At 42.0% G+C, this 11,883-nt stretch carries 21 protein-coding genes and 1 pseudogene; all 22 read left to right on the forward strand.

Annotated features, from left to right (window positions below):
* Nucleotides 1-2: 2 nt before the first annotated feature.
* Entirely contained in the window at nucleotides 3-770 is a 768-nt protein-coding gene (locus QZZ35_RS02130) for a hypothetical protein (protein WP_291235951.1), read from the forward strand.
* A 100-nt stretch (nucleotides 771-870) separates the two neighbouring features.
* Nucleotides 871-1,353, forward strand: a complete 483-nt coding sequence (locus QZZ35_RS02135) for a helix-turn-helix transcriptional regulator (protein ID WP_291235952.1) — start codon at nucleotides 871-873, stop codon at nucleotides 1,351-1,353.
* Nucleotides 1,354-1,356: 3 nt separating this feature from the next.
* Nucleotides 1,357-1,722, forward strand: a complete 366-nt coding sequence (locus tag QZZ35_RS02140; RefSeq protein ID WP_291235953.1) for a hypothetical protein — start codon at nucleotides 1,357-1,359, stop codon at nucleotides 1,720-1,722.
* Between the two features lie 171 nt (nucleotides 1,723-1,893).
* Nucleotides 1,894-2,295, forward strand: coding sequence for a DUF551 domain-containing protein (locus QZZ35_RS02145; protein ID WP_291235954.1), 402 nt, complete (start codon nucleotides 1,894-1,896; stop codon nucleotides 2,293-2,295).
* Entirely contained in the window at nucleotides 2,292-2,579 is a 288-nt protein-coding gene (locus QZZ35_RS02150) for a hypothetical protein (protein ID WP_291235955.1), read from the forward strand. The genes QZZ35_RS02145 and QZZ35_RS02150 overlap by 4 nt, the downstream gene beginning before the upstream one ends.
* A complete protein-coding gene (locus tag QZZ35_RS02155) occupies nucleotides 2,580-2,990 on the forward strand; it encodes a hypothetical protein (RefSeq protein ID WP_291235956.1) in 411 nt (136 codons plus the stop codon).
* Between the two features lie 146 nt (nucleotides 2,991-3,136).
* Entirely contained in the window at nucleotides 3,137-3,484 is a 348-nt protein-coding gene (locus tag QZZ35_RS02160) for a hypothetical protein (RefSeq protein WP_291235957.1), read from the forward strand.
* Between the two features lie 107 nt (nucleotides 3,485-3,591).
* A complete protein-coding gene (locus QZZ35_RS02165; RefSeq protein ID WP_291235958.1) occupies nucleotides 3,592-3,861 on the forward strand; it encodes a hypothetical protein in 270 nt (89 codons plus the stop codon).
* Nucleotides 3,797-5,230 carry a hypothetical protein gene (locus QZZ35_RS02170; RefSeq protein ID WP_291235959.1) on the forward strand — a complete coding sequence of 478 codons (1,434 nt, stop codon included), beginning with the start codon at nucleotides 3,797-3,799 and terminating at the stop codon, nucleotides 5,228-5,230. The genes QZZ35_RS02165 and QZZ35_RS02170 overlap by 65 nt, the downstream gene beginning before the upstream one ends.
* Before the next feature lies 1 nt (nucleotide 5,231).
* Entirely contained in the window at nucleotides 5,232-6,629 is a 1,398-nt protein-coding gene (locus QZZ35_RS02175) for a phage portal protein (protein WP_291235960.1), read from the forward strand.
* Nucleotides 6,613-7,284, forward strand: a complete 672-nt coding sequence (locus QZZ35_RS02180) for a VG15 protein (RefSeq protein WP_291235961.1) — start codon at nucleotides 6,613-6,615, stop codon at nucleotides 7,282-7,284. The genes QZZ35_RS02175 and QZZ35_RS02180 overlap by 17 nt, the downstream gene beginning before the upstream one ends.
* A gap of 99 nt (nucleotides 7,285-7,383) precedes the next feature.
* The gene (locus tag QZZ35_RS02185; protein ID WP_291235962.1) at nucleotides 7,384-7,863 is read left to right on the forward strand and encodes a hypothetical protein; all 480 of its coding nucleotides are present in this window, start codon (nucleotides 7,384-7,386) and stop codon (nucleotides 7,861-7,863) included.
* A 3-nt stretch (nucleotides 7,864-7,866) separates the two neighbouring features.
* Nucleotides 7,867-8,760 carry a phage major capsid family protein gene (locus QZZ35_RS02190; RefSeq protein ID WP_291235963.1) on the forward strand — a complete coding sequence of 298 codons (894 nt, stop codon included), beginning with the start codon at nucleotides 7,867-7,869 and terminating at the stop codon, nucleotides 8,758-8,760.
* Between the two features lie 3 nt (nucleotides 8,761-8,763).
* Nucleotides 8,764-8,910 (forward strand): hypothetical protein, encoded by a 147-nt coding sequence (locus QZZ35_RS02195; protein WP_291235964.1) that lies wholly within the window; start codon nucleotides 8,764-8,766, stop codon nucleotides 8,908-8,910.
* 13 nt (nucleotides 8,911-8,923) lie between these two features.
* On the forward strand, nucleotides 8,924-9,289 hold the full coding sequence (locus tag QZZ35_RS02200) for a hypothetical protein (RefSeq protein WP_291235965.1): 366 nt from the start codon (nucleotides 8,924-8,926) through the stop codon (nucleotides 9,287-9,289).
* Between the two features lies 1 nt (nucleotide 9,290).
* Nucleotides 9,291-9,623, forward strand: a complete 333-nt coding sequence (locus tag QZZ35_RS02205) for a hypothetical protein (RefSeq protein ID WP_291235966.1) — start codon at nucleotides 9,291-9,293, stop codon at nucleotides 9,621-9,623.
* Nucleotides 9,616-9,858, forward strand: a complete 243-nt coding sequence (locus QZZ35_RS02210) for a hypothetical protein (RefSeq protein ID WP_291235967.1) — start codon at nucleotides 9,616-9,618, stop codon at nucleotides 9,856-9,858. The genes QZZ35_RS02205 and QZZ35_RS02210 overlap by 8 nt, the downstream gene beginning before the upstream one ends.
* 71 nt (nucleotides 9,859-9,929) lie before the next feature.
* Nucleotides 9,930-10,190, forward strand: a complete 261-nt coding sequence (locus QZZ35_RS02215) for a hypothetical protein (protein WP_291235968.1) — start codon at nucleotides 9,930-9,932, stop codon at nucleotides 10,188-10,190.
* Nucleotides 10,191-10,206: 16 nt separating this feature from the next.
* The gene (locus tag QZZ35_RS02220) at nucleotides 10,207-10,770 is read left to right on the forward strand and encodes a phage tail tube protein (RefSeq protein WP_291235969.1); all 564 of its coding nucleotides are present in this window, start codon (nucleotides 10,207-10,209) and stop codon (nucleotides 10,768-10,770) included.
* 14 nt (nucleotides 10,771-10,784) lie between these two features.
* A complete protein-coding gene (locus QZZ35_RS02225; RefSeq protein WP_291235970.1) occupies nucleotides 10,785-11,048 on the forward strand; it encodes a hypothetical protein in 264 nt (87 codons plus the stop codon).
* Nucleotides 11,049-11,143: 95 nt separating this feature from the next.
* Complete coding sequence (locus QZZ35_RS02230; protein ID WP_291235971.1) at nucleotides 11,144-11,437, forward strand: DUF5361 domain-containing protein; 294 nt, start codon at nucleotides 11,144-11,146, stop codon at nucleotides 11,435-11,437.
* A pseudogene (locus QZZ35_RS02235) lies at nucleotides 11,427-11,883 on the forward strand (phage tail protein); the annotation flags it as partial. The gene QZZ35_RS02230 and the pseudogene QZZ35_RS02235, both read left to right, overlap by 11 nt.

An 11,883-nucleotide genomic window follows, 5' to 3' on the forward strand; every position in this document is an offset into this window, starting at 1 on the left:
ATATGATTAGATACAAAAACAGAAGAGGTTTTGATTTTGGAAATTTTGAGATTACGAAGAGAGAAATAATCGCAAGTGTTGTGATCATAGCCGTGATGTCTTTGATCGGTGTTCTGATTTCCGGAAAGATTTCGGAATATCAGATGGATAAAAACGAACTCTATAATAAGGCGGCCAAGATAGAAAGTACAGATTTATTCCGGTATGGCATGGATACAAATGTGGGAAATGCATTTGTGTATGGTGTCTTAGAAGCAGTCGACACAGTTTCTTATCCTGAAGTTGAAGGAGAATACATGTATGTGGAAAAAGTGAAAGAGAAGTACACAAAGCATACACGAACAGTAACCAAAACAAGAACCGTCAATGGGAAAAAAGAAACATATACAACGACAGAAACGTATTGGACCTGGGATGTCGTTGACAGAGAAGATAAGAAATGCAAAGAACTCTATTTTTGTAAAATTACGTTTGCCAGTGATAAATTTGATATACCGGAAGCAGATTACATAGAAACCATAAAAGAATCCAGCCATATCAGATATAAATATTACGGAATAAAACCAGAATTTGAAGGAACCATATTTGCAGATCTAAGGGACGGGACGATTCCCGACCATACAGATTTTTATGCAGATAAAACCATAGAGGAAACGGTGGAATATTTGGAGTCTGGATATGGAACGATTTTATTTTGGATATTCTGGATTATTCTAACGGCTGTATGTGTTTACGGATTTTGTTACCTGGAAAATGAATGGCTGGAGTAAGAGAAAATGGCAGCAGGAAACATGATAGAAAGGATACGGCATTGGATATTCAAATCAAAGAGAAAAGGGTGCAGGAGCTGTTGTATATGGTGCGAGTATTTTGAAATATGCAGAAGAGACGAAGCAGGAAGTGAACAGGATGAGGAAAAAGACAAAGGAAATCGTGTATGAACTAAATGCACAAGGAAAGAGCAGAAAAGAGATAGCACAGATCATCGGCATCACAGAAGACTCCGTGCGATATCATCTTCGAAACAAAAAGAAAAATCATCAGAAGATATGCGAAAAGAAGATGGTAGTAGAGAAATTGAAAGCACAAGGGAAAACAATCCAAGAGATCGTAGAAGTGACTGGATATAACAAATCTACAGTCAGATATCACTATTTTTACGGACAAATCAAAAAAGATCAAGGATCAAATGCAGACAGACATCTATGCAAAACATGTAAATGGAGAGATGAAAAAAGCGGGAGCATATGGTGCGATTATTACTGGAAAACAAAGAAAAGCAGACCATGTGAAGCGGAAAACTGCAGTGTATACGAGAAAGGAGATCCGGATCTGGTTAAGGTGGAGGAGTAAAACATGCAGGAGGTATCAGAAGCCGTTCAGCAATTCCTGAATTACATAGATCAGTGCAGAAGTAATTACCAGACGGCAAGAGAAGCGGTAAAACACGAAGACAGACGATTGCAAGATCTGCTTCATGAAATGGAATTCTCGGAAGGGGAGAACGGAAAACGAAGAGCTGCGACCAGGCTAAAGAACAGCAGGAGGGAAAGGCGCCGGCAGAAGGACGAAGTCATGAGACTGGAGCTGATTGTTCAGTTCTTCGAAGAACCGCAAAACAGGAAAGTATTGAATAATTTAAGGCAGTTACTTGGCAGACAGAGAAAACAGGAAGAGTTCTTGAGCGGAAAGAGGCAATATAAGCCAAGAGTCAAGGAGTAAAACAATGAAGAAGCGTGTGGATTCCCGGGAATCAGAACTGCCCCGGGAGGCACGCATAGACTAGCAGACGATTATTCTCCAAAATAATACAGCTATATATATAAACACATAACTCGGAAAAAACTGACGCAGTTTTGAAAAATATTTTGATTTTAACGAGGAGAAAGAAAGATGCAAGAAGTATTTGAAAAAATAAAACAAAGAATAACGATAGCTGCAACAGAAGCTTGTGGATATTCAGCATTAACAAGAGTTATATCCGAATCAGAACTGAAAGATATCCTAGAGAGTACGTATTCAGAGTTTAACGATGGTTGGATTCCATGCAGTGAGCGGTTGCCAGAAGAGAGCGGAACATATATTGTGAATGCTATTGAAAATCATATCGTACATGTTACTTTTGCAAAATTTATGCCGAGAATGAAAAAATGGAATTTGACTGGAAGTAGATCTTACTGGAAAGTAACAGCCTGGACGCCGCTTCCAGAACCGTATAAGCCGGATTCCGTAGATACCGAAAAGCCTGAATGGAAAGATAGAATGATGCAGACGTTTTTAGGAGGTAGAAGATGAGATATACAGAAAGACATGCCGGAAAAGCTGTGATAAGAGAGAAACATCTTCTTTCGGAAGCAATGGAAAAGCTTGCAAAATTAGAAGACCTAGAAGAAACAGGAAGATTAGGGATCCCGCGAGCAGGGAATTGCAAAAGATGCCTAATGGAAGGGGATTATGGAGAATGTCATATCTATGGGTATGGAGTAGGAACAAGAGAAAAATGCAGGAGAGACTGTGATCAAATTGACTGGCAGCAGTCGTGTGCGACGTCGCACAAAGAACATATGGGAGGAGTATAAATGCCGGACGTTAGACCGATCAATGAAAAGAAATATGAAATCAATAAGCATCGATTTCTGGAACTGAGGTATCATTGTCTGCAGTATATGGATTGGAGAAGAGAACTGGAGGGAATGACAGATACAGTCAGATCCATAGAATATGGCAAAGAAGGAAAAGGAAGTCCAAGCCAGGGAAGTGCAACGGAGCATCTGGCCATCCGAAGAACAGAGTTGGAAGATAAATGTAAAGTGATTGAACAGACAGCCATCGAAGCGGATCCAGAACTATATCCATGGATTCTGGAAGGTGTCACACAGGACTATGCTACATACAGATACTTAAGAGATACAAAGAAAATGCCGTGCGGAAAGAATATGTATTATGACAGAAGACGGAAGTTTTATTGGTTGCTGTCAAAGAAAATTTAAAAAGAGAGGGACTCACAGGACAACTTTCTGTGTTATTATGATATCGTCAGAAATGACAAAGAGATGGTACCACGTGTTTCTAAGCACACAGAAGAACGTCTTGCATTTGCAGGGCGTTCTTTTTGTATAAAAAACGAGGTGATTGCATGCCGGGAAATCCTAGATATTCAAATGGGAACCTAAGAAGAAAGCACAGGGCAAGGATGATAGCAATAGGAGCAGAGTGCGGTATCTGCAATGGAAGATTAGGACCCATACATTACGATGAACCAAGCGATAGCAACCATCCACTTTCTTTCGTAATCGATGAGATTAAACCGATATCAAGATGGAAGGAGTTTGGGTATAGTTCACCGGAAGCCGCGGCGCAGGACTGGAACAACCTGCAGGCGGCGCATTACTGTTGCAATGCAGCGAAGAGCAATAAAACTAATAATGAATTAACTGGATGCCACAAAAAAATCAGGATTAATGTACCAGATGGAGAGTGGTAAAACAGAGAATAAATGGAGGTGGGGAGGGTACCCCGCCGGGACGCAGAGGCGAGCCCCGGCGTCCAGCGCCAATTTACACACAGGGAAATTTTCGAAGGAGGATATTGATGGCTAGAGCAAAGAAAATGGCGACTGTAACGGCAAATGGAAGTAGGCTTGAACAGCTTAAAAACCTATCGAAGATATTGGCAAATCAGATTGATATATGCTCGGCCGATCGCGATGAAGGGCCAAAATTAATGCCACAGCTCAGCCGGCAATACAGAGAAACGATTCGAGAAATTGAAGAAATAGAAGGAGCAGACAAAGACGATGACGAAATCGGAGAAATCCTGTCAGGACGCAAAGCTGATGGGAAGCCAAACGCCGTCCGTTAGGGTTATCCCAGAATATGCTTATACGGATGGAGAGGATGCTGCAAAGATACTTGCCGCATCGAAACTGTACGTGGATCCGTGGCAAGCGAATGTATTAAATGACTGGATGGGGCGAACAGATGATGATGTATGGACAGCACCTACATGCGGGCTGTCAGTACCTCGGCAAAATGGCAAGACGCTTAATACATCCGGGAGAATAACATCCGGAATGGTGATGTATGGTGAATGGGTAGTATATACTGCGCATCTCCAGAAGACAGCAACGGAAACATTCATGGAGCTTAAAGGCATATTTGAATCAAGTGGTCTGCGAAAGTATATAAAAGAAATTAAGAATGCCCTTGGAAGAGAGCAAATCATTCTAAAAAACGGTGCCAGAGTAGTATTTGTGGCAAGGACCCGAAACGGAGGACGAGGGCTCCACGGTGATTGCCTGGTATTCGACGAAGCTCAGGAGCTTACTTCGGAACAACAGGCGTCATTCCTTCCGGCGATATCAGCATCAAAAAATCCGCAGACAATCTATCTCGGAACGCCCCCCGATGAAAATTGCGTAGGAGATGTGTTCCGAAGAATCAGAGAAAGAGCGATTACGGGAGAAAGCAATACAACAGCCTGGACAGAATACTCAGTAAAAGAAATCGGAGACGTATCAGACCGTACCAGATGGGCTGATACGAATCCGGCACTTGGGAGGAGGATGAGGGAGTCTACGGTTGCGGCAGAACTTGAGCAGATGGCTCCGGATACGTTTGCAAGAGAGCGCCTCGGATGGTGGTCTCCGGTTGATAACGCGAAAGATTATGCAATTGACAGGGAGAAATGGAAGGCTTGCGCGTCCAATCAATTAAAGCCAGAAGGGAAAACTGCTTACGGAATTAAATTTTCTTCGGATGGATCGTCGGTGGCTCTATGCGGCGCTGTTTGCCCGAAAAATGAAAAGGCGAGGATATCGCTTATTGAACTACAACCGACCGGAAGAGGCATACAATGGCTGGCAGACTGGCTGAACGAACGATACAATACGGCGTCCTGCGTTGTGATTGATGGAAAAAACGGAGTGGATGTTCTGAACGAAAGAATAACTCCGGTATGGAAAAATAAAATGTCCGTGATACGCCCATCCGGAAAAGACGTTATTGCGGCGGCAAGCCAGCTTGTAAATGAACTGAATGAACAGACAGTTACATGGTATTCCAAACAGGATGTCTTAAACGATAGTGCGATAAACTCGGTGAAGCGTCCGATATCTGGCGGATGGGGATTCGGAGGCGATGATTCGGCGCCTATCGAAGCGGCGGCATTAGCACTGTGGGGATGCAGAACATCAAAAAGGAATCCGAAAAGAAAGATGAGGATTGGATAAAATGTTATTAAATTTTGGAATCGTAGATGGGCTTCCAGAAGAAGAACAAGAGAAGCTGAACAAACTAAAATACATATATGATTATCATAAATCGTCGAATCGAAAAAAAAGACGATACTATAACGGGAAAATTACACTGAAAGAAGTGAATCTCGGGATTGCACTCCCAAGGGATTTTGGAAGGCTTGAAATCGGGTGTGCTTGGGGTGCGAAGGCGGTTGATGTTTTGGCGGCACGATCTATGTTTGATGGTTTTGTAATGCAGAATGGATCGGATGCAAGTGAGATGGATCAAATCATGAAAAGAAATCGGCTGGTAGCAGAGTATTCAAAAGCATGCAAAGAAGAACTGAAATATGGGAGCGTCTATGCGGCGGTATCTGGATCAGAAGGAAAAGCTTGTATCAGGTTTTATTCTCCAATGTGTGCGGCCGCTTCCTGGGATAACCAGAAAGGAACCATTGACTGTGGATTTGCATTTGAAGATTTACGGACGGATGAATCAGATTATAACTGGTCTCCATCACACGTTAATTTTTATACAGATACTGATATATGGCAACTGGATATGGAAGGTGGACGTTGGAAGGCGACTCAGTATCCTCACAAATTCAGAAGGCCGCTTATGGTACCGATGATCTGGGATGCAACAAATGACAAACCGCTTGGGCAGTCGAGATTAAAAGAACCGATCAGAAGACTGATTCAGGGATACGTAAGAACGGTAGCAAATGCAACGATTGGGCTTGAATTTGCTACGAGTCCGCAAAAATATTTACTTGGAATTACAGATGAGCAGTATGATGCACTTGTTGAGCAAAGATTTAAGCAATATGTAGGATCTATTTTATTTAGTACAACAAATCCGGAAAGTGGAGAAAAACCGACGTATGGACAGCTAAACCAAGGAAATATTGAGCCACATGTGCAGATGCTTAGAATGATAGCAACACAGTTTTCGGCAGCAACTGGGCTGACTGTGACAGATACGGGTGTTGTGAATGATGCGAATCCAACGTCCAGTGATGCGATATTGGCTCAGTCTCAAACACTCGTATTAATGGCACAACAGCTCAACACAGGTAATGCAGATGCATTATACCAGATTAGTCAAATGGCGCTGGCAATTGAACTTGGAACGACACCGGACGATTTGCCTTATGAATGCAAAGAGATTGTTGCTCATTTCAAGAATCCCGCAATGCCAAGTGTAGCAGTTACAGCTGATGCGGCAATTAAAATAGCATCAGCAAGAGATGGGTTCTCTAGTACGGACACATTCTTGGAAATGATTGGATTCGATCAGGCAGATATACGGAGAATAAAAGCACAGGAACAAAGAGCAAGAGGGGCAAGAATCCTAACGGAGGAATTCACGGCAAATGAAGATATCGAATAAGGCATGGATTGAGTATATAAAGAAAATGTCAGAAATAAGCAATACGGCTGCAGATCTGATGGAGAATTGGATCAAAAAGAATGGATTTGGAAATGACAAGGCGTTGCTTGACTATGCATTTTCGCTGGCCGCTCATTATGGAGAGGCAATTGGAGAACTGTCATGCCAGATGTATGAAGCAACGGCAAGAGCGCAGAATACAATAGTTCCGCCTGCTGAGCCTGAAAAAACTCCGGAATACGGAGAAGTAGCGAAAGCAGTTCACGGAACAATGAAACAATCATTGATACTTGTACCGTCTACGATCGGAAGGCTTGTAAAGCAGGTAGGAGCAGATACAACTTTGAAAAATGCAGAAAGAGATGGAGCACAATTCGCCTGGGTTCCGCATGGGGATACATGCGCATTCTGCATCACGTTGGCATCAAGAGGATGGCAGAACATATCGAAAAACACATTAAGAAATGGCCATGCAGAACATATACACGCGAATTGCGATTGCCAGTACGCAGTACGATTTGACAGAGAAAGCGGGATTGCCGGATATGATCCGGATGAATACCTGGAAATGTACAATAAATCAGAAGGGAACACACCGCAGGATAAAATTAATTCAATGAGGAGACTCATATATTCTGCAAGAATAAGAAAATAATATCGTTCATTAAAGTAGATCTTTGCAGAGTTACTTTTTTAAATTTGGCAACGCGTGCCTAAAACGCGGAAGTATTTTAAGCACTCATAAGGAGGATGTATGATGGAAGAACAGAACAAAAATACGCATGAACCAGATGCGGGAAAGACTTTTACTCAAAGCGAACTCGATCAAATTATCAGTGAACGCTTAAAGAGAGAAAGGGAAAAATACGCAGACTACGATGAACTCAAAGGAAAAGCAGAAAAGTACGATCAAAGCGTAGAAGCGGGAAAAAGTGAGATGCAGAAAGCGAATGAAGCAATTGAGAATCTGAAAACACAGCTCAGCGGATATATGAAAGCCGAAGAGATCAGGAAGGTACGTGAAAAGGTGTCGACTGATACGAAAGTACCATACAGTTTATTGACTGGAGAAACGGAAGATGATTGTAAAAAGCAGGCTGAAGCAATTCTGGCGTTCGCGAAACCAAGAGAGTATCCGGCGCCTCGGAAAAATACGGCAACTCACAAAGCAAATGAAGAAGCAGATGAATCGATGAGAGAATTTGTTCATCAAATTTTTGGAAAAGGAGAATAAAATATGGCAGCATTAATTACATCAGATTTTGAAATCCCTAATTCGATTGCAATGGGAATTTTTGAAAAAGCACAGAAAGGATCTACACTTGCACGGTTATCCGGAGCGAGACCGCAGAAGTTTGGAAAACAGACTGCATGGGTGCTCACTGCGCCTCCGAAAGCCGAGATTGTAGCAGAGGCTGGACAGAAATCACCGACTCCGGCAAGCTACGCGGCAAAGACAATCAATCCGATTAAGTTACAGGTAACAATGAGATTTTCGCAGGAAGTGAAATGGGCTGATGAGGATGTGCAGATTGGCGTTCTGCAGGACCTTGCAGCAAACGCAGGAATTGCACTCGGAAGAGCGCTTGATCTGGTAGGAATCCATAAAATCAATCCGTTAACTGGTACGGTATCAAATTTGGTAAAAGAAGGATTAATCGATACTACGCAGTCAGCAACGCTTACTGACGCGAAATATGATCAGGCTATTGAGGCGGCAGCTGGAATCATCATTTCATCCGGATACTCACCGACAGGTATTGCTATGGATCCGACACTTTCATTCGGACTCTCTACGATGAGAGATGCGAATGGCAGAAAGATTTATCCGGAAATCGGATTTGGACAGGAGCTTTCCAACTTCGAAGGAATGACTGCAGCGGTATCAGATACAATTTCCGCGAAGAACGAAATGTCTGTAGCATCTAACCTCATTGGAATCGTCGGACAGTTTGACGCATTCAGATGGGGTGTGCAGAGAAGCATCGGAGCGCATCTGATTGAATACGGAGATCCGGATGGACTGGGAGATCTGCAGAGATTGAATCAGCTTGCAATCCGTGCAGAGATCGTATATGGAATCGGAATCATGTCGAAGGATGCATTCTGCAAGGTAGTAAAAGGAGAATAAATCATGAAATATCTGTACAAAAATACAGGAGTAATCGTGGAGTCCGATAAAGCGTTGGACTCTGCGATTTTTGAACCGATTTCCGAAAATGTGGATATAAAAGAGCCAGAAAAAGAAGCGAAGACAAAAAGAAATACAAGTAAAAAGTAAGGAGAATTAAGAAGTGGCATATGCTGAAATCAAGGATGTAAAAACACGATCAAAACGGATAATAGACAATGAAGACGGGATATGCGAAGCACTTTTAGAAGATGCGGCTATAATCATTGATTCGTATAACAAAAACGCATCCGATGAAGCAAAGAAACTTGTATCGTGCAACATGGTACTTCGAGCAATCGGAGACGGGGATACGGATCAGGTTCCGGTTGGAGCGACGCAGGGAACAGTATCGGCACTTGGATATTCGCAGACATGGTCTATGGCGAACGGATCTGCAAGAGAGTTATATCTATCAAAGACGGATAAGAAGATACTTGGATCAGGACAGAAAATAAAATTCCTTAGCCCGATAGAAATGGAGGGTTAACATGATCAGAGGAATAGAAGTTGTATTATACGAAAGAAAAGAGACAGGAAGAGACGAATTTAACCATCCAATATATGAAGAGACAGAATGCAGGGTAGAGAACGTTTTGGTTGCGCCAGCATCAACAGTAGAAATACTGGATACCATGAATTTAATCGGAAAGAAAGCGGTATACAACATTGCAATTCCAAAGGGTGATAATCACACCTGGAAAAATAATCGTGTTGACTTCTTCGGAGAATCATGGCGAGTGATTGGACTCCCGCAAAAAGGCATTGATGAGAATATACCGCTTGAATGGAACGAAAAATGGATGGTGGAACGGTATGAGTAATCTCAAAGTAGAACTTAATAGCGCAGGAGTAATTGAGATGATGAAATCTCCGGAAATGCAGGCAATCTGCGCAGAACACGCAAATGCAGCATTATCTAGCCTTGGAAACGGATATGCTGTTACAACAATGGTTGGAAAGACGAGATGCAATGCAGAGATTGCGGCTGTTTCGAGAAAAGCAAAAAATGAAAACGCGAAAAACAATACAATCTTAAAGGCGGTGAGATCATCATAATAGAAATAATAGTTTTAAATTATTTAAAAAAACAATTATCAGTAAATGCGTACACGGAAGAGGAAGAAAATATGCCGGACGAATACGTATTGATTGAAAAAACAGGAGGAGGAAAAGAAGACTACATAAGAAATGCAACAATTGCAATAAAATCGTGTGCTTCGACAAGACAAAAAGCAGCGGAATTAAATGAAAATGTGATTGAATGTATGGATGCGATCGTAGAAAATGATAGCATATGCAAGTGTAGTTTAAATGCAGATTACAATTATCCTGATACAGGACGAAAAAAGCAACGATATCAAGCGGTGTTCGACATCGTGTATTATTGAGAAAGGAGATTTTTAAATGTCAGATACAAAAAATGTAACAGCCGGAAAACCAAAAATAGGTGGAGCAATATTTAGAGCACCGATTGGAACAGTACTCCCAACAGACACAACAGCAGTATTAAACGAAGCATTTAAAGCATTAGGGTATTGTTCAGATGATGGGCTTACAAACTCAAATAGTCCAGAGACAGAAAGCTTTAAGGCTTGGGGAGGAGATACGGTTCTGGATGTACAAACAGGAAAACCAGATAAGTATAAATTTAAGCTTTTGGAAGTGTTAAATGTGGAAGTGCTTAAGGCAGTATACGGAGATAAGAACGTATCGGGAAGCTTGGAAGAAGGAATTACAATCAAGGCAAATTCGGACGAAAACGAACAGTGCAGCTGGGTGATAGATATGATCATGAAAGGAGCCTTGAAAAGAATCGTAATTCCGTGCGCAAGCGTAACAAGCGTAGGGGACATTGTATATAAAGATAACAATCCGATTGGTTACGAAACTACGCTGTCAGCGGTACCTGATAAGGACGGCCAGACACACTATGAATATATCAAAGCAACGACTGGACAGACGGTTTAGGAGGTAAAGTATTTATGAAATCAGTAACAAAAAGTGGATTTGAATTTGAAATAGACGATGAATGCTTGGATGATTATGAATTGCTGGAAGATCTGTGCGAGATTGATAACGGGAACAATGCAAAGATTGTTGAAGTGGTAGACAGGATCCTCGGAAAAGAACAGAAAGACAGACTCAAGGATCATCTGAGAGGTGAGAATGGAAGAGTTACAGCAACAAAAATGGGGGAAGCAATCGAAGAAATCATGAAAGCAACAAAAGAAGGAAAAAACTCTTAGCCCTCGCTCACATGATTAATATAGATGAAGATGCGTTGATATGTGACTTGGCGGAAACATATCATATATATAATTACAGGTCGCTGCCATGTAAAATGGTCGCGACCTTTTCTTGTGGGTTGAGGGATGATTCAAGAATTAAAACAATAATATCGGGTGTTAATGCGACGATAGAAGAAATTCTGCTAGCGTCAATCGCTGATAGTTCGCGGCTATTGGCGTGGATGCAGACAGAAGACGGGGTAAACGGAGTCAATAAACCAGGATCTGTTTTATCAATAATATTGCAGATGGAAGAAGATAGCGAGATCGATGGATTTGAAAGCGGAAAAGAATTTGACGAAGAGTGGAGAAAACTGACGGGAAAGGTGAAAAACGATGGCAACTGAACTTGCAAAAGCGTATGTGCAGATTGTACCATCTGCGAAAGGAATTAAAAACTCAATATCAAAAGAATTAGAAGGAGAAGCAAACAGTGCTGGAGCATCCGCTGGAAGTAAAATAGTTTCCGGGATCAAAAAGGCAATTGCGACTGCAGCTATTGGGAAAGCGATAGCATCTACAATCACGGAAGGAGCAGAACTGGAGCAGAGCATTGGAGGGATTGAAACCTTATTTAAGGAGAGCGCTGATAAAGTAAAGGAGTATGCGGCTAATGCATACAGAACAGCTGGAATGAGCGCGAATGAGTACATGCAGCTTACAACAAGCTTTTCCGCCAGCTTACTGCAGAGCCTTGCGGGAGATACGCAAAAAGCTGCAGATGTTTCCAACATGGCAATGACGGATATGTCTGATAATGCGAATAAGATGGGAACCAGCATGGAAGATATCA

Origin of the sequence: Frisingicoccus sp. (genome assembly GCA_016298055.1) — a bacterium.
GTDB lineage: Bacteria > Bacillota > Clostridia > Lachnospirales > Lachnospiraceae > Frisingicoccus.